Genomic DNA, 16,393 nt, shown 5'->3' with positions numbered 1-16,393 from the left:
GCTTTTTCCCATTCCGATGCCCCATTCCCGACTCCCGGCCATTACAATGGTCAAGGAGTCGGCCGGACAGTCGCGTCGCGCGCAAGCGCATCGAGGAAAGTCCGGGCTCCACAGGGCAGAGTGCCAGGTAACTCCTGGGCAGCGTGAGCTGACGGCCAGTGCAACAGAGAGCAGACCGCCGATGGCCCGCAAGGGCACAGGCAAGGGTGAAAGGGTGCGGTAAGAGCGCACCGCGTACGGGGCCAACGCCGTACGGCACGGTAAACCCCACTCGGAGCAAGACCAAATAGGGGAACGATAACGCGGCCCGCGTTGTTCCCGGGTAGGTTGCTGGAGCCAGGCGGCGACGCCTGGCCGAGAGGAATGACTGTCGCGTCGCAAGACGTACAGAACCCGGCTTACAGGCCGACTCCACCTCGTTCCCGCCTTCATCACCATCGCGATCCTCGCGTCGCGGTGGTGATGAAGGCGCTTGTGTGAACGGCGATTCATCCCGGAGTGCCGGCACCGCCCGATCCGGCCGGATTTTGCCCGGCCCGGACTCGAATCGGCGCAGTGGGATTTATAAAAATTTCCCTGCTTTCAAACACCTTGCCGGTGTTCCTGAGAATATGCTGCACATATGGTCAGCATTCTGCCTTTACTCCTTGATTCACAAGCGAAATTCCCTTGACAGTCTCATGGGGCGAGATTATCGTGGGCTCCAGTGTGAAATCGTGGGTTTTAGTGGAGTCCAGCAATCGTGTTCCAGGGCGAAACCGCCATCACCATCGACGACAAGGGTCGCCTGACCATCCCGACAGCGTATCGGGAGCAGGTGGCGGGCGAGTGCGCCAATCGTCTGGTGATCACTTACAACCCGTTCGAGGCGGGCTGCCTGTGGCTGTTTCCGCACGCAGAGTGGGAAAAGGTGCGCGACCAGGTGAACGCGCTGCCCAAGGTCAAGGCGGCCCATCGCGACATGCAGATGAAGCTGGTCGGTGCCGCGGCCGTGGTCGAGCCTGATGGCGCGGCCCGCGTGCTGCTGCCGGCCAGCCAGCGCGCCACCACCGGCATCGAGAAAAAGGCGGTGCTGCTGGGCATGGGCAACAAGTTCGAGCTGTGGAGCGAACAGGCCCACCTGGCCAAGATCCGCCAGAGCATCGGCGAAGACGACATCACAAGTGACATGGCCGAACTGCGCCTGTAAGCGGGCGCGGCGACACACGTGGGACGGGAGCGGGAGTGCGGCATGGCCGAGCAAGTTTTGCGGCACATCCCGGTGATGCTGGGTGAAGCAGTGGAGGGACTCGCCGTGCAGGCTGGCGGGCGCTATCTCGATGGAACCTTCGGTCGCGGCGGTCACGCCCGCGCGGTGCTGTCGCGCCTGGGTTCCGACGGCCGCCTGCTGCTGATGGATCGCGACCCCACCGCGATCGCCGCGGCCCGGGCTGAATTCTCCGGTGACCCGCGCGTGGCGATCCGCCATGCGAATTTCTCCAGCCTGGCCGAGTGGGACGAAACCGCCGCCGGCCTCGATGGCGTGCTGCTCGACCTGGGCGTGTCCTCGCCGCAGCTGGACGAGGCGGCGCGTGGCTTCAGCTTCATGGCCGACGCGCCGCTGGACATGCGCATGGACACCAGCCAGGGCGAGAGCGCGGCGGATTTCCTGGCCCAGGCCAGCGAGCGCGAGATCGCCGACGTGCTGTGGCACTACGGCGAGGAGCGCCACAGCCGGCGCATCGCCCGTGCCATCGTGGCCGACCGCGACGCCACCCCGTTCACCCGTACCGGCCAGCTGGCCGCGCTGATCGAGCGCGTGGTCGGCCGGCGCGAGCCGGGCAAGCACCCGGCCACGCGGAGCTTCCAGGCGCTGCGCATCCGCGTGAACGGCGAGCTGGATGCGCTGCAGCAAGGGCTGGACGCGGCGCTGGAACGGCTCAAGCCCGGCGGGAGGCTGGCGGTGATCAGCTTCCACTCGCTGGAGGACCGCGCGGTGAAGCTGTTCATCCGCGACCACTCCGGCCGTGTGCAGAACAGCCGTCGCGGGCCGCCAGTGCAGGCCGCCCCGGCGCGGCTGGCGGCGGTCGGCAAGGCGCAATTCCCGTCCGACGCCGAGCTGGCGGTGAACCCGCGCGCGCGCTCGGCCGTGCTGCGCGTGGCGGAGAAGTTGTCGTGAAGGCGATCGGCGCCCTGTGCCTGATGACCCTGCTGGTTGCGGTGCTGGCCAGCGCGATCGGCGTGGTGTGGACGCGCCACGAGAGCCGCGTGCTGTTCGTCAGCCTGACTGCGCTGCAGAACCAGCGCGACGAGCTGAACATCGAATACGGCAAGCTCGAACTGGAGCAGGCCACCTACGCCGAACCGCGGCGCATCGACGACGAGGCCCGGCAGAAGCTGGGCATGGTCGATCCGCGCCCGCAAGACATCCGGTTGCTGCGATGAGCTGGCGCAACCACGGCACGCCCCCTCCCCAGTCCGGCCGGCGCCGCAGCGCCGGCCCCAGTGCGCGCCGGCGCATGGTGGTGGTGGTCGGCCTGCTGGGCCTGGTCTCGATCGGGCTGGTGGCGCGTGCGTTCGACCTGCAGGTGGTGCGCAAGCAGTTCTACCAGCGCCAGGGCGATGCGCGCTTCCTGCGCGAGATGCCGATCCCGGTGTCGCGCGGCACCATCTTCGACCGCAACGGCGAGCCGCTGGCGGTGTCGACCCCGATGATGTCGATCTGGGCGAACCCGTCCGAAGTGCTCGACAGCGACGAGCGCATCCCCGCGCTGGCGCAGGCGCTGGGCGTGGATGCGGACGGGCTGAAGGCGCAGCTGGCGCAGCGTTCCGACCGCGAGTTCGTCTACCTGCGCCGGCAGATGGCGCCGGCCGCGGCGCAGGCCGTGCTGGATCTGGGCATTCCCGGCATCAACGGCCAGCGCGAGTTCAAGCGCTACTACCCGTCCGGCGAAGTGACCGCGCACGTGCTCGGCTTCACCAATATCGACGACCGCGGCCAGGAAGGCCTGGAACTGGCCTACGACGACTGGTTGGCCGGCAAGCCGGGCGCCAAGCGCGTGATCCGCGACCGCATGGGCCACGTGGTCGAGGACCTTGAGCAGGTGCGCGCACCGAAGCCGGGGCAGAATCTCACGCTCAGCATCGACCGGCGCATCCAGTTCCTCGCCTACAGCGAGCTGAAGAACGCGCTGGAGAAATTCCAGGCCGACTCCGGCTCGATGGTGGTGCTCGACGTCAAGACCGGCGAAGTGCTGGCGATGGTCAACCTGCCGACCTACAACCCGAATGCGCTCAGCGGCAGCAAGCCGGGGCAACGCCGCAACCGGGCGATGACCGACGTGCTCGAGCCGGGCTCCACGATCAAGCCGATCCTGATGGCGGCGGCGCTGTCCAGCGGCAAGTACACGCCAACCAGCCCGCTCATCGACACCACCGGCGGGCACTGGTATTTCCAGGGCCACGACATCCACGACACGCACAATTACGGGGTGCTGACGCCGACCGGCGTGATCACCAAGTCGAGCAACGTCGGCGCGGCGCGCATCGCCATGCAGCTCGACACCTCGCTGATGTACGACACCTACCGCGCGTTCGGTTTCGGCAACAGCACCGAGAGCGGCTTCCCCGGTGAGGCCTCCGGCTACCTGCGCATCGGGCGCGACTGGCGGCCGCTGGAAAAGGCCATTCTCGGCTACGGCTACGGCCTCAACGTCACCGTGCTGCAGCTGGCCAACGCCTACGCCACCATTGCCGACGGCGGCGTGATGCACAGTCCCAGTTTCATCAAGGGTGGCGACGTTGCCGCCAAGCAGATCATCTCGCCGGAAGTGGCGACCCAGCTGGTCCGCATGATGGAGACGGTGACCGGGCCGGGCAGCACCGCGCCGCAGGCGCGCATCGCCAACTACAGCGTGGCCGGCAAGACCGGCACCGCACACAAGGCCAGCGCCGGCAGCTACGCCAAGAACAACTACACCGCGGCGTTCGCCGGCATCGTGCCGGCGTCGAACCCGCGCCTGGCCGCCGTGGTGGTGATCGACGACCCGCAGAAGGGCAGCTACTACGGCGGCATGGTCTCCGCGCCGGTGTTCGCCAAGGTGATGGAGGGCGCGCTGCGCCTGCTCGACGTGCCGCCGGACAACATCGGCCGCTGGTATGTGGGCGGGCCGCTGCAGAATGTCGACGGGCTGGTCGGCAGCAAGCCGCCGGTCGAGGCGCCGATCGACGATGCCCCGATCGACGAGGGCACGCCATGAGCACCGGCCACCTCGACCAGTTGCTGCTGGGCATCGCCGATGCGCCGATCGCCGCCGCGCCGGAGACGGGCCGCATCGTGGTGACCGGCCTGACCCTCGATTCGCGCCGGGTGCAGCGCGGCGACGCGTTCTTCGCCTTGCGCGGCAGCCAGGCCCACGGCATCACCTTCGCCGCCGGCGCCGTGCAGCGCGGTGCGCGGGTGGTGCTGGCCGAGGCGCCGGCGACAGGTGAATCCCTTCCCCAGCTTGCAGGGGAAGGTGCCGAAGGCGGAAAGGGTCGACTGCCGCAGGCAGTCGGTGAGGTTCCCGTGCTGTGGATCGACGGCCTGCATGACCAGGTCAGCGAAATCGCCGCGCGCTTTTACAACCGCCCCAGCGAGTCGATGCGGATGGTCGGCGTCACCGGCACCAACGGCAAGACCTCGTGCGTGCAGCTGTTGGCGCAGGCATTGACCCTGCTCGGCCATCGCGCGGCCTCGATCGGCACGCTCGGCGCCGGCGTGCATGGTGATCTGCACGAAGGCGAGCGCACCACCCCCGACGCGGTGACGGTGCAGGAGTTGCTGGCGGAGTTTCGTGACGCGCAGGTCAGCCACGTCGCGATGGAAGTCTCCTCGCATGCGCTGGAACAGGGCCGCGTGGCCGCGGTGGATTACGAGGTGGCCGCGTTCACCAACCTCACCCGCGATCACCTGGACTACCACGGCAGCATGGAAGCCTACGGTGCGGCGAAAGCGAAGCTGTTCGCCTGGCCGGGCCTGCGCAGCGCGGCAATCAACATCGATGACGCGTTCGGCCGCGAGCTGGCGACGCAGCTGCCTGCCGGCGTGCAGCGACTGCGCTTCAGCATGGCCGGCGACGGCGAGGCGGAAATCGTCGCCAGCGCGATCGTCAGCTCGGCCGAAGGGCTGGCGTTCCTGCTGCGCACGCCGTGGGGCACGCGGGCAGTCCGCAGCCATCTGATCGGCCGCTTCAACGTGGCCAACCTGCTGGCCGTGGTGGCCTGCCTCGGTGCGCTGGGTGAACCGTTCGCGCGCATCGTCGAGGTGATCGCGCAGCTGCAACCGGTGAACGGGCGCATGAGCCGGCTCGGCGGCCTGCACGGCCAGCCGCTGGTGGTGGTCGACTACGCACACACACCGGATGCGCTGGAGCAGGCGCTGACCGCGGTGCGCGCACATTGCGCCGGCAAGCTGATCTGCGTGTTCGGCTGCGGCGGCGAGCGCGACGCCGGCAAGCGCCCGCTGATGGGCGCGATCGCGGCGCGGCTGGCCGACGTGGCGATCGTCACCGACGACAACCCACGCGGCGAAGACGGCGATGCGATCGTGGCGCAGATCGTCGCCGGCATGGCCGCTGCGCGCGCGATGACGGTGGAGCGCGACCGCGCGCTGGCGATCGCCGACGCGCTGCAGCTGGCACACGCCGGCGACGCCGTGCTGATCGCCGGCAAGGGCCACGAAACCTATCAGGACGGGGCCGCCGGCAAGCGCCCGTTCGACGATCTGGCGGTGGCGCATGCCGTGCTGGAACGGATCAGCCAGGAGCCGCGCCCATGATGTCGCTGAGCGCCATCGCGGTGTGGACCCATGGCCGCCTGCTCGGTGACGACGTCGAGATCACCGGCGTCGCCATCGACACGCGCAAGCTGCAGCCCGGCGACCTGTTCGTGGCGATCAAGGGTGAGCGGGCGGATGGCCACGACTACCTGGCCGAGGCTGCCGCGCGCGGCGCGGTCGCCGCGCTGGTCACGCGCAAGGTCGACAGCGCGCTGCCGCAAGTGCTGGTGAACAACGCGGAACTGGCCCTCGGCGACCTGGCTAGCGCGGTGCGCGCCCAGCGCAACGTGCGGGTAGTCGGCATCACCGGCTCCAACGGCAAGACCACGGTGAAGACGCTGGTCGCCTCGATCCTGTCGCGGCACGGCCGCACCCACGTCAGCGCGGGCAACTTCAACAATGAACTGGGCCTGCCACTGAGCCTGCTGGCGATGCCGCCGGACACCGAATACGCGGTGTTCGAGATGGGTGCCGGCAAGCTGGGTGACATCGCCTATCTGGCTGCCATCGCACGGCCCGATATCGGCCTCATCACGCTCATCGCGCCGGCGCATCTTGCGCGCATGGGCAGCATCGAAGGCGTGGCCGAAACCAAGGGCGCGCTGTACCAGGCCTTGCCGGCCGACGGTATCGCCATCATCAATGCCGACGACGCGTTTGCCAGCTTCTTCACCGGCCTGGCTGGCGCGCGCAAGGTGCTGCGCTTCGGCCTTGACCAGCCGGCCGACGTCGGCGCCGACATCATCGAGCAGCGCGTGGACGGCTCGCGCTTCGTGCTGAGCACGCCGCAGGGCGATGCCGAAGTGGCACTGCCGCTGCCCGGCCATCACAACATCGCCAACGCGCTGGCGGCGACCGCGGTGGCGCTGGCGCTGGAGGTGCCGCTGGACACCATCGTGGCCGGGCTGGAGCAGGTACCCGGCGTGGCCGGCCGGCTGCGCCGCGAAGTGGTGGCCGGCGGCTGGACCCTGATCGACGACAGCTACAACGCGAACCCCAGCTCGATGGCGGCGGCGATCGACACCTTGTTGCTGGCCGGCGGCGAACGCTGGCTGGTGCTGGGCGACATGGCCGAGCTGGGTGCGGAGGCGCGCGCGCTGCATGCCGGCATCGGCGAGCGCGCGCGAGCGCGTGGCGTCGAGCGGCTGTTCGCCGTCGGCCCGCTCGGCGCGGCCACGGTCGAGGCGTTCGGCGCGGGTGGCGAGCATTTCGAGGACAAGGCGGCGCTGGTCGCCGTGCTGCAGGCGCAATTGCACGCGGGCGTCACCTGCCTGGTGAAGGGCTCGCGCTCGGCCGGCATGGAGCAGGTGGTGGTGGCGCTCGGCGGTCATGCCGGCAAGAACAAGGGGGACGCATCCGATGCTGCTTGAACTGGCCGACTGGATGGCACGACATTTCACCGCCCTGCACCTGTTCCAGTACATCACCTTCCGCACGATCATGGCCGCGCTCACCGCGCTGTCGCTGTCGCTGTTGTGCGGTCCATGGCTGATCAACCGGCTGGCGGCGCTGAAGGCGGGTCAGGTGGTGCGCAGTGACGGTCCGCAGACGCACCTGGTCAAGGCCGGCACGCCGACCATGGGCGGCGTGATGATCCTGCTCTCGGTCACCGTCGCCACCTTGCTGTGGGCCGACCTGCACAACCGTTACGTGTGGGTGGTGCTGGCGGTGCTGCTGAGCTTCGGCGCGATCGGTTTCTACGACGACTACCGCAAGCTGGTGCTGAAGGACAGTCGCGGGTTGGCCAGCCGCTGGAAGTATTTCTGGCAGTCGGTGTTCGGCCTCGGCGCGGCGCTGTTCCTGTACTACAGCGCGCCGCATGCGGCAGCCACCGGCCTGCCGGTGGCGGAGACCGCGCTGTACGTGCCGCTGTTCAAGCACGTGGTGCTGCCGCTGGGGCTGTTCTTCGTGGTGATCACTTACTTCATGATCGTGGGCTTCTCCAACGCGGTGAACCTCACCGACGGCCTGGATGGCCTCGCGATCATGCCGACCGTGCTGGTCTCCGGTGCGCTCGGCGTGTTCGCCTATCTGGCTGGCAACAAGCTGTTCTCCGAGTACCTCGGCATTCCATCCATCCCGGGCGCGGGCGAGCTGGCGATCTTCACCGGCGCGCTGTCCGGTGCGGGGCTGGGCTTCCTGTGGTTCAACACGTATCCGGCGCAGGTGTTCATGGGCGACGTCGGCGCGCTGGCGATGGGCGCGGCGCTCGGTTGCGTGGCGGTGATCGTGCGCCAGGAGATCGTGCTGCTGGTGATGGGCGGCGTGTTCGTGATGGAAACCGCGTCGGTGATGATCCAGGTGGCGAGCTTCAAGCTCACCGGCAAGCGCGTGTTCCGCATGGCGCCGATCCACCACCACTTCGAATTGAAGGGCTGGCCGGAGCCCCGCGTGATCGTGCGTTTCTGGATCATCAGCGTGGTGCTGGTGCTGATCGGTCTTGCCACGCTGAAGGTGCGCTGATGCCGATCTTCGACGCCACTACCCAGGCCAAACGCCGCAGCGGACCGCGCGGCAGCTTCGACACGTGGCTGCTGGTCGCGCTGATCGGGCTGGCCAGCGTGGGCGTGGTGATGGTGACGTCGAGCTCGATCGCGGTGGCGGACAGCCAGCACATCGGCGCGTTCTATTTCCTGAAGAAGCACCTGCTGTTCCTCGGCCTGGGCATGGTCGCCGCCGGCCTGGCGATGCGCACCGAGCTGAAGCTGCTGGAGAAGTTCGCGTTCCCGCTGCTGGCGCTGGCGTTCCTGATGCTGCTGGCGGTGTTCGTGCCGCATTTCGGCATGCGCATCAACGGCGCGCGACGCTGGCTGAACCTGCTGGTCACCACCTTCCAGCCGGTCGAGGCGGTAAAACTCATTCTGGTGGTCTACGTCGCCAGCTACCTGGTGCGCCACCGCGAAAATGTGGAGACGAAATTCCTGGGCCTGTTCAAGCCGGTGCTGGTCGCCGGCATGATCGTGCTGCTGCTGCTGGCGCAGCCGGACTTCGGCTCGGCCACGCTGGTGATCGCGGTGACCATCGCCATGGTCTGGTTGGGCGGCGCGCGGCCGATCTTCCTGTTCCTGATGGGCCTGCCGCTGATGCCGCTTTTATACGTAGCGGCGACCGGCGAGAGCTACCGCATGAAGCGGCTGACTTCGTTCATGGACCCGTGGAAGGATCCGTTCAACGACGGCTTCCAGCTGACCCAGTCGCTGATGGCGATCGGCCGCGGCGAATGGACCGGGGTGGGGCTGGGCTCCAGCGTGCTGAAGCTGTCCTACCTGCCGGAGGCGCATACCGACTTCATCTTTGCGGTGATCGGCGAGGAGCTGGGCCTGGCCGGCGTGCTGCTGGTGATCGGCCTGTTCGGCCTGGCGGTGGGGCGCGGCCTGTATCTGGGCCTGAAGGGTGTCGAGGTGGGTCAGCGCTTTGCCGGCTACGTCGCGTTCGGCGTCTCGCTGATGCTGGCGATGCAGGCGTTCGTGTCGGTTGGCGTGAACCTGGGCGCGCTGCCGACCAAGGGCTTGACCCTGCCGCTGATCAGCTACGGCGGCTCGTCGATGGTGCTGACCTGCGCCATGGCCGGCGTGCTGCTGCGTGCCACCTGGGAGATCAACCGCGCGCTGGACGCACGGCAGATGACCACGCGGATGCCGGCGGCGGTGGCTGCGGCTGACGCGAACGTCGCGGCGAAGCCGCGCGAGGCGGTGGCGGCATGACCGTACAGGCACCCGTGCTGATCATGGCCGGCGGTACCGGCGGCCACATCTTCCCCGGCCTGGCCGTGGCCGAGTGCCTGCGCGCGCAGGGCGTGCCGGTGGTGTGGTTGGGCGCGGTCGGCGGGATGGAGACGAAGGTGGTGCCGGCACAACGGATCGAACTGCACACCGTGGCGGTCGGCGGCCTGCGCGGCAAGGGCATCCGGACCCGGCTGCTGGCGCCGCTGATGCTGCTGCGCGCGCTGTTCGCCTCGCTGGCGGTGCTGCGCCAGGTGCAGCCGCGCAGCGTGTTGTCGATGGGCGGCTATGTGGCCGGCCCGGGCGGCCTCGCCGCATGGCTGCTGCGCGTGCCGCTGCTGGTGCACGAGCAGAACCGCGTGGCCGGCTTCACCAATCGCAAGCTGGCCGCACTGGCAAAACGCGTGCTGGCCGGCTTCGCCGATGCCTTGCCGCGGGCCGAGTGGGTCGGCAACCCGGTGCGTGAGGCTATTGCGGCGCTGCCGCCGCCGGCCGAGCGCATGGCGGGACGCAGCGGCAAGCTGCGCCTGCTGGTGCTGGGTGGCAGCCTCGGCGCGCGTGCGCTGAACCTGGCGCTGCCGCAGGCGCTGGCGCAGCTGACTCCGGCGCAGCGCCCCGAAGTGCTGCACCAGTGTGGCAGTCGCGGCCTCGACGAAGCGCGCGAGGCGTATGCGCAGGCCGGCGTCGAGGCGCAGGTGGTCGCATTCATCGATGACATGGCCGGCACCTATGGCTGGGCCGACCTGGCCGTCTGCCGTGCCGGCGCGCTGACCCTGGCCGAGCTGGCTGCCGCCGGACTGGGTGCGGTGCTGGTGCCGTTCCCGCACGCGGTGGATGACCACCAGACGCGCAATGGTGAAGTACTGATGGCGGCCGGTGCCGCCGAACTGATGCAGGAGAACGAGCTGGACGTACAGATTCTGGCGCAGCGGCTGGCATCGCTGCTGGACGATCGCCAGCGACTGCTGGCGATGGCCGAAGCCGCGCGCACGCTGGCCAAACCCGACGCGGCGCAGGTCATCGCGCGCGCTTGCCTGGAGGTCGCCGCATGACGCCGCGCCGATTGCATGCGCACGAAGACCCGATGAGCACGTTCCGCCGGGTGCACTTCATCGGCATCGGCGGCGTCGGCATGAGCGGCATCGCCGAGGTGCTGCACAACCTCGGCTACGCGGTATCCGGTTCCGACCGCGCCAACTCGCCGACCGCGCAGCGGCTACGGCAGCTGGGCATCGACGTGCACGTCGGCCATGCGGTGGAAAACATCGGCGCCGCCGACGTGGTGGTGACCTCCAGCGCGATCAGGCAGGACAACCCGGAGCTCGTCGCCGCCCGCGAGGCGCGCATCCCGGTGATCCCGCGCGCGGAGATGCTGGGCGAGCTGATGCGTTTCCGCCGCGGCGTGGCGATAGCCGGCACGCATGGCAAGACCACCACCACCAGCCTCACTGCCAGCGTGCTGGCCGAGGCCGGTTACGACCCGACCTTCGTGATCGGCGGCCAGCTCAACGCGGCCGGCGCCAACGCGCGGCTGGGCACCGGGCAGTACCTGGTCGCCGAGGCTGACGAGTCCGACGGCTCGTTCCTGCTGTTGTCGCCGGTGATTGCCGCAGTCACCAACGTCGACGCCGACCACCTGGAGAACTATCACGGCGATTTCGCCGAGGTGAAGAAGGCGTTCACCGATTTCCTGCACCGGCTGCCGTTCTACGGCCTGGCCGTGCTGTGCGTGGACGACCCCGAAGTGGCCGTGCTGGCGAAGTCCACCACGCGCCGCGTGATGACCTACGGCATCGACGCCGCCGACGCCGACGTGCGCGCGCAGAACGTGAGCCAGCACGGCTTCGAGATGCATTTCGAGCTGCTGCTGCCGGGTCGCGACGAAGCGCTGCCGGTGAAGCTCAATCTGCCGGGCCGGCACAACGTGCTGAACGCGCTGGCCGCCGCCGCGATCGGCTGGCAGCTGGGCGTCGAGGCCGATGCGCTGGCGCGTGCGCTGGAGAACTTCCAGGGCGTTGGCCGGCGCTTCCACCGGCGCGGCGAGATCGCGCTGGACCAGGGCAGCGTGCTGCTGGTCGATGACTACGGTCATCACCCGCGCGAGCTGGCCGCAGTATTCGCCGCCGCACGCGGCGGCTGGCCGGAACGCCGCCTGGTGGTCGGTTTCCAGCCGCACCGCTACAGCCGCACGCGCGACCTGCTGGACGACTTCGCCAATGTGCTGGCGGAGGTCGACGTGCTGGTGCTGACCGACGTCTACCCGGCCGGCGAGGCGCCGATCGCCGGCGCCGACGGCCGTGCGCTGGCGCGTGCGGTGCGCGCGCGCGGCAAGGTCGACCCGGTGCTGGTCGAGCATCCGCGCGAGCTGAAGGACACCCTGCCGGCGCTGTTGCGCGACGGCGATCTGCTGCTGCTGCTCGGTGCCGGCGACATCGGCGCGGCGGCGGTCGAGCTGGCCCAGCTCGGCAACCTGAGGACGAACAAGTGAGCATGAAGGTGGCCGTGAACAAGATCAGCGACCCCGCCCGCTTCGGCCGCGTCGCCGTGGCGATGGGCGGCAGTTCGGCCGAGCGCGAGGTCTCGCTGGATTCCGGCCGCAACGTGCTGGAAGCGCTCAAGGCGCGCGGCGTGGACGCGCATGCGGTCGACGGCATTCCGGCCCTGCTCGACGCGCTGCGCACCGGTGGCTTCGCGCGCGTGTTCAACATCCTGCACGGCCAGCACGGCGGTGGCGAGGACGGCGTGCTGCAAGGCACGCTGGAGGCGCTGAAGGTGCCGTACACCGGTTCGGGCGTGCTGGGCTCGGCGCTGTCGATGGACAAGACGCGTTCGAAGCGCGTGTGGCAGTCGCTGGGCCTGCCGACGCCGAAGTTCGTGGCGTTGCCGCGTGGCGCGGATGTGCACGCGGCGGCGAAACAGATCGGCTTCCCGTTGATCGTGAAGCCGGCCTGCGAGGGTTCCAGCGTGGGCGTCACCCGCGTGTTCGAGGAATCGCAGCTGGACCAGGCGGTCGAGCTGGCGGCGAGGTATCCGGGCGACCTGCTGATGGAAACCCTGATCGAGGGCGACGAACTGACCGTCGCCATCCTCGGTCGCCAGGTGCTGCCCAGCATCCACATCGTGCCGAAGGGCGCGTTCTACGACTACAACGCGAAGTACATCGCCGAAGACACGCGGTACCTGTGCCCCGGCCTGGAAGGCGATGCCGAGACGGAGCTGCGCGCGCTGGCGCTGGCCGCGTTCGATGCGCTGGGTTGCCAGGGTTGGGGCCGGGTCGACGTGATGCGCGACCGCCAGGGCCGCAACTGGCTGCTGGAAGTGAACACCGCGCCAGGCATGACCTCGCACTCGCTGGTGCCGAAGGCGGCCAAGGCGGCCGGCATCGACTATCAGGAACTGTGCTGGCGCGTGCTGGAAACCAGTTTCCGGGAGGGCCTGTGAAGGGAGCCATCCGCCTCGTCGCCTGGTGCCTCGCCATCGCGCTGGTCGTGCTGCCGATCGTCGGCGTGCTGCGCGGCTGGTTCGCGGCCGGGCGCTGGCCGGTGACCCAGCTCACGGTGCAGGCCGAGTTCAAGCACGTCAGCGCGGACGACATCCGCGCCGCGGTGCGGCCGCGGCTGGGCAAGGGCTTCTTTGCGCTGGATCTGGACGCGGTGCAGAAGGCGGTGGCTGCGCTGCCGTGGGTGGAATCGGTGGAGGCGCGCAAGCGCTGGCCGGACACCTTGCAGTTGCGCATCTACGAGCGCCAGCCGTTTGCCCGCTGGAACGACAAGCAGCTGATCAGCCGGCAGGGGCTGGTGTTCGAGGCACCCGGCATGGCTGGCATCGGCGCGCTGCCGGATCTGCGCGGGCCGGACGCGCGGCTGGCCGAGGTGGTCAGCTTCTACGCGGAAACCAGCAAGGCGTTCGCCGGCACCCATCTGCAGGTCACCGGTGTGGCGCTGACCGAGCGCGGCAGCTGGAGCGTCAATACCGCGGATGGCGCGCAGATCGTCATCGGCGATCGCGAGCAGGCCGGGCGCCGGCTGCGCCGCTTCCTTGACGTCTATCCGCAGCTGATCGCCGGCCATGCCGACGGTTTCGCCTACGCCGACCTTCGTTACACCAATGGATTCGCCGTGCGCTGGCCGCAGACGGCCGCCGTCAACGCTGGAGGTTCGCCCCGCTCATGAAGCCACGCAATGACAAGCAATTGGTAGTGGGGCTCGACATCGGCACCTCGAAAGTGGTGGCGATCGTCGGCGAGTACGAGCCGGGCGAACCGATCACCGTGATCGGCATCGGCACCCACGTCTCGCGTGGCATGAAGCGCGGTTCGGTGGTGGATATCGAGTCGACCGTGCATTCGATCCAGCGCGCGGTGGAGGAAGCCGAACTGATGGCCGGCTGCGACATCCGCTCGGTCTACGCCTCGATTTCCGGCAGCCACCTGGAAACCCGCAACTCGCACGGCAACGCGGCGATCCGCGACCGTGAGGTGACCGCCGGCGACCTGGAACAGGTGCTGGAAGCGGCCAGCGCGGTGGCGATCCCGGCCGACCGCAAGGTGCTCTACAAGGAATCGCAGGAATACCGCATCGACGGCCAGGACGGCATCCGCGCGCCGATCGGCATGAGCGGCGTGCGGCTGGAGGCGAACGTGCACCTGGTCACCGGCGCGGCGGCGGCGGTGCAGAACGTCACCAAGTGCATCCAGCGCTGCGGCCTCACCGTGGACGAACTGGTGCCGTCGGCGGTGGCCAGCGCGAAGGCGGTGCTGACCGATGACGAGCGCGAGCTTGGCGTGTGCCTGGTCGACATCGGCGCCGGCACCACCGACATCGCGATCTACACCCAGGGTTCGATCCGCTACACCGCCTCGCTGCCGGTCGGCGGCGATCAGGTCACCAGCGATATTGCGTACGGCGTCCACACGCCGACCGCGCACGCGGAGGAAATCAAGATCAAGTACGCCTGCGCGCAGACCGGACTGGCGCACGCCGAGGAAACCATCCAGGTGCCCAGCGTGGGCGATCGCCCGCCGCGCCGGCTGGCGCGGCAGTCGCTGGCGCAGAGTGTGCAGGCGCGCTACGAGGAAATCTTCGAGATGGTGCAGGACCAGCTGCGCCGCTCCGGTTACGAGAGCCTGGTCGCCGCCGGCGTGGTGCTGACCGGCGGCGCCTCGAAGATGGAAGGCGCGCTGGAACTGGCCGAGGAGATCTTCCACAAGATGGTGCGCATCGGCGTGCCACAGCAGATCGACGGCCTCGGCGAAGTCGTTTCCAGTCCGCTGCACGCCACCGGCGTGGGCCTGCTGCTGCATGGCTCGCGCGCGGGCGGCACGCGCATGGGCGGCTCGGCCGGCGGCAGCGTCGGCGGCCTGGTCGGCAAGTTGCGCGGCTGGCTTACCCGGAATTTCTGATGATGGTTTTTCTAAGCGGCGCAGGAGGCGCAGCCACGGGCAGAAGGACGTTCGCCCACCACCATGGACCGACAGGAGTCGCGCTGCATGGTTACAACGACAACAACTCTACGGAGGACGGGAAATGTTTGAACTGATTGATAAACTCGCACCCAATGCAGTCATCAAGGTGATCGGCGTGGGCGGCGGCGGCGGCAATGCCGTGGCGCACATGCTGAATGCCAACATCGAAGGCGTGGAATTCGTCGTCGCCAACACCGACGCGCAGGCGATGAACAGCTGCGGCTCGCGCACCCACCTGCAACTCGGTGGCAACGTGACCAAGGGCCTCGGTGCCGGCGCGAACCCCGAGGTCGGCCGGCAGGCCGCGCTGGAGGATCGCGAGCGGATCGAGGCGATGCTGGAAGGCGCCGACATGGTGTTCATCACCGCCGGCATGGGCGGCGGCACCGGTACTGGTGCGGCGCCGGTGGTGGCGCAGCTGGCCAAGGAAAAGGGCATCCTCACCGTGGCGGTGGTCACCAAGCCGTTCCCGTTCGAGGGCCGCCGGCGCATGCAGGTCGCCCTGAAGGGCATCGAGGACCTGTCGCAGCACGTCGACTCGCTGATCACCGTGCCGAACGAGAAGTTGCTCAGCGTACTCGGCCGCGAGGTCACCCTGCTCAATGCGTTCAAGGCCGCCAACGATGTGCTGCAGGGCGCCGTGCAGGGCATCGCCGACCTGATTACGGCCCCGGGCCTGATCAACGTCGACTTTGCCGACGTGCGCACCGTGATGTCGGAGATGGGCCTGGCCATGATGGGCTCGGGCACCGCCCGCGGTGACGACCGTGCCCAGGCGGCGGCCGAGGCGGCGATCAAGAACCCGCTGCTGGAAGACGTCAACCTCAACGGCGCCTGCGGCATCCTGGTCAACGTCACCGCCGGTCCGAACCTGACCATGCGCGAGTTCGACGAGATCGGCCGGATCATCCACGACTTCGCCAGCGAAGACGCCACCGTGGTGATGGGCACCTCGCTCGACCCGGAAATGAAGGACGACGTGCGGGTCACCGTGGTCGCCACCGGCCTCAACCGTGCCGTCGCCTCCCGCCAGCAACCGCCGATCCGCATGGTGGAAACCACCCAGCAGGTACAGATGCGGCCGCGTCCGGTGGTGCTGCGGACCGGTACCGGCAACGAAGTGGTCGACTACGCGCAGCCGGACATGGTGGTCAGCCACAGCCGTGCGGAGTCCGCGGCGCCGGCGAAGAACGCCGAGCCGGGCTTCGATTACCTGGATATCCCGGCGTTCCTGCGCCGCCAGGCCGACTGATGGAAGATTGACTTCTGGCAGCTTGCACAAGTTAAGGAGATGCGAAAGTATTGAACGAATGCCCGCTGGGTCGGTCACTATTCCCATCGTGTCAGCGGCCTTGGCCGATCGTGCCGAGGTGCGAGGTGGGTCGAGGATTGGCCTGGGGAGGCCGTTTG

14 protein-coding genes and 1 other RNA gene are annotated in these 16,393 nt (G+C 68.7%); all 15 read left to right on the top strand.

The window, feature by feature from the left end; all coding sequences use genetic code 11:
* Window positions 1-54: 54 nt before the first annotated feature.
* The 15 genes from rnpB (at window position 55) to ftsZ (ending at window position 16,235) form a co-directional block, all read left to right on the top strand.
* Window positions 55-417: RNase P RNA component class A (gene rnpB / locus IMW82_RS11700), an RNA gene on the top strand.
* A 325-nt stretch (window positions 418-742) separates the two neighbouring features.
* A complete protein-coding gene (mraZ, locus tag IMW82_RS11695) occupies window positions 743-1,189 on the top strand; it encodes a division/cell wall cluster transcriptional repressor MraZ (protein ID WP_211004566.1) in 447 nt (148 codons plus the stop codon).
* A gap of 42 nt (window positions 1,190-1,231) precedes the next feature.
* Window positions 1,232-2,158: a 16S rRNA (cytosine(1402)-N(4))-methyltransferase RsmH gene (gene rsmH / locus IMW82_RS11690; RefSeq protein WP_211004565.1), complete on the top strand. Its 927-nt coding sequence runs from the start codon at window positions 1,232-1,234 to the stop codon at window positions 2,156-2,158.
* 5 nt (window positions 2,159-2,163) lie between these two features.
* On the top strand, window positions 2,164-2,424 hold the full coding sequence (gene ftsL, locus IMW82_RS11685; protein ID WP_211004757.1) for a cell division protein FtsL: 261 nt from the start codon (window positions 2,164-2,166) through the stop codon (window positions 2,422-2,424).
* Complete coding sequence (locus tag IMW82_RS11680; protein WP_211004564.1) at window positions 2,421-4,238, top strand: penicillin-binding protein 2; 1,818 nt, start codon at window positions 2,421-2,423, stop codon at window positions 4,236-4,238. The genes ftsL and IMW82_RS11680 overlap by 4 nt, the downstream gene beginning before the upstream one ends.
* The gene (locus tag IMW82_RS11675) at window positions 4,235-5,797 is read left to right on the top strand and encodes a UDP-N-acetylmuramoyl-L-alanyl-D-glutamate--2,6-diaminopimelate ligase (protein ID WP_211004563.1); all 1,563 of its coding nucleotides are present in this window, start codon (window positions 4,235-4,237) and stop codon (window positions 5,795-5,797) included. Before IMW82_RS11680 ends, IMW82_RS11675 begins: the two co-directional genes overlap by 4 nt.
* The gene (murF, locus tag IMW82_RS11670; RefSeq protein ID WP_211004562.1) at window positions 5,794-7,167 is read left to right on the top strand and encodes a UDP-N-acetylmuramoyl-tripeptide--D-alanyl-D-alanine ligase; all 1,374 of its coding nucleotides are present in this window, start codon (window positions 5,794-5,796) and stop codon (window positions 7,165-7,167) included. The genes IMW82_RS11675 and murF overlap by 4 nt, the downstream gene beginning before the upstream one ends.
* Entirely contained in the window at window positions 7,157-8,260 is a 1,104-nt protein-coding gene (gene mraY / locus IMW82_RS11665; RefSeq protein ID WP_108471917.1) for a phospho-N-acetylmuramoyl-pentapeptide-transferase, read from the top strand. Before murF ends, mraY begins: the two co-directional genes overlap by 11 nt.
* Entirely contained in the window at window positions 8,260-9,501 is a 1,242-nt protein-coding gene (gene ftsW / locus IMW82_RS11660) for a putative lipid II flippase FtsW (RefSeq protein WP_108471916.1), read from the top strand. Before mraY ends, ftsW begins: the two co-directional genes overlap by 1 nt.
* Window positions 9,498-10,571: an undecaprenyldiphospho-muramoylpentapeptide beta-N-acetylglucosaminyltransferase gene (gene murG / locus IMW82_RS11655; protein WP_211004561.1), complete on the top strand. Its 1,074-nt coding sequence runs from the start codon at window positions 9,498-9,500 to the stop codon at window positions 10,569-10,571. Before ftsW ends, murG begins: the two co-directional genes overlap by 4 nt.
* Window positions 10,568-12,007, top strand: a complete 1,440-nt coding sequence (gene murC / locus IMW82_RS11650; RefSeq protein WP_211004560.1) for a UDP-N-acetylmuramate--L-alanine ligase — start codon at window positions 10,568-10,570, stop codon at window positions 12,005-12,007. The genes murG and murC overlap by 4 nt, the downstream gene beginning before the upstream one ends.
* A 2-nt stretch (window positions 12,008-12,009) precedes the next feature.
* Window positions 12,010-12,960 carry a D-alanine--D-alanine ligase gene (locus IMW82_RS11645; RefSeq protein ID WP_211004559.1) on the top strand — a complete coding sequence of 317 codons (951 nt, stop codon included), beginning with the start codon at window positions 12,010-12,012 and terminating at the stop codon, window positions 12,958-12,960.
* Window positions 12,957-13,691, top strand: a complete 735-nt coding sequence (locus tag IMW82_RS11640) for a cell division protein FtsQ/DivIB (RefSeq protein ID WP_211004558.1) — start codon at window positions 12,957-12,959, stop codon at window positions 13,689-13,691. The genes IMW82_RS11645 and IMW82_RS11640 overlap by 4 nt, the downstream gene beginning before the upstream one ends.
* Entirely contained in the window at window positions 13,688-14,920 is a 1,233-nt protein-coding gene (ftsA, locus tag IMW82_RS11635; RefSeq protein WP_108471911.1) for a cell division protein FtsA, read from the top strand. Before IMW82_RS11640 ends, ftsA begins: the two co-directional genes overlap by 4 nt.
* A gap of 124 nt (window positions 14,921-15,044) precedes the next feature.
* Window positions 15,045-16,235, top strand: coding sequence for a cell division protein FtsZ (ftsZ, locus tag IMW82_RS11630; protein ID WP_108471910.1), 1,191 nt, complete (start codon window positions 15,045-15,047; stop codon window positions 16,233-16,235).
* Window positions 16,236-16,393: the final 158 nt, after the last annotated feature.

This window comes from Rhodanobacter sp. B2A1Ga4 (assembly GCF_018101315.1).
GTDB classification, from domain to species: Bacteria; Pseudomonadota; Gammaproteobacteria; order Xanthomonadales; family Rhodanobacteraceae; genus Rhodanobacter; species Rhodanobacter thiooxydans_A.
The sequence above is the reverse complement of the archived record's forward strand: the minus strand, read 5'-3'. Positions and strand labels throughout refer to the sequence as shown.

What these genes read in the sequence shown, in the direction of transcription:
- murC (WP_211004560.1), top strand. Translation starts at nt 10,568, where the DNA reads ATGACGCCGCGCCGATTGCATGCGCACGAAGACCCGATGAGCACGTTC.
- IMW82_RS11645 (WP_211004559.1), top strand. Translation starts at nt 12,010, where the DNA reads ATGAAGGTGGCCGTGAACAAGATCAGCGACCCCGCCCGCTTCGGCCGC.
- mraY (WP_108471917.1), top strand. Translation starts at nt 7,157, where the DNA reads ATGCTGCTTGAACTGGCCGACTGGATGGCACGACATTTCACCGCCCTG.
- murG (WP_211004561.1), top strand. Translation starts at nt 9,498, where the DNA reads ATGACCGTACAGGCACCCGTGCTGATCATGGCCGGCGGTACCGGCGGC.
- rsmH (WP_211004565.1), top strand. Translation starts at nt 1,232, where the DNA reads ATGGCCGAGCAAGTTTTGCGGCACATCCCGGTGATGCTGGGTGAAGCA.
- IMW82_RS11675 (WP_211004563.1), top strand. Translation starts at nt 4,235, where the DNA reads ATGAGCACCGGCCACCTCGACCAGTTGCTGCTGGGCATCGCCGATGCG.
- ftsW (WP_108471916.1), top strand. Translation starts at nt 8,260, where the DNA reads ATGCCGATCTTCGACGCCACTACCCAGGCCAAACGCCGCAGCGGACCG.
- murF (WP_211004562.1), top strand. Translation starts at nt 5,794, where the DNA reads ATGATGTCGCTGAGCGCCATCGCGGTGTGGACCCATGGCCGCCTGCTC.
- ftsA (WP_108471911.1), top strand. Translation starts at nt 13,688, where the DNA reads ATGAAGCCACGCAATGACAAGCAATTGGTAGTGGGGCTCGACATCGGC.
- ftsZ (WP_108471910.1), top strand. Translation starts at nt 15,045, where the DNA reads ATGTTTGAACTGATTGATAAACTCGCACCCAATGCAGTCATCAAGGTG.
- IMW82_RS11680 (WP_211004564.1), top strand. Translation starts at nt 2,421, where the DNA reads ATGAGCTGGCGCAACCACGGCACGCCCCCTCCCCAGTCCGGCCGGCGC.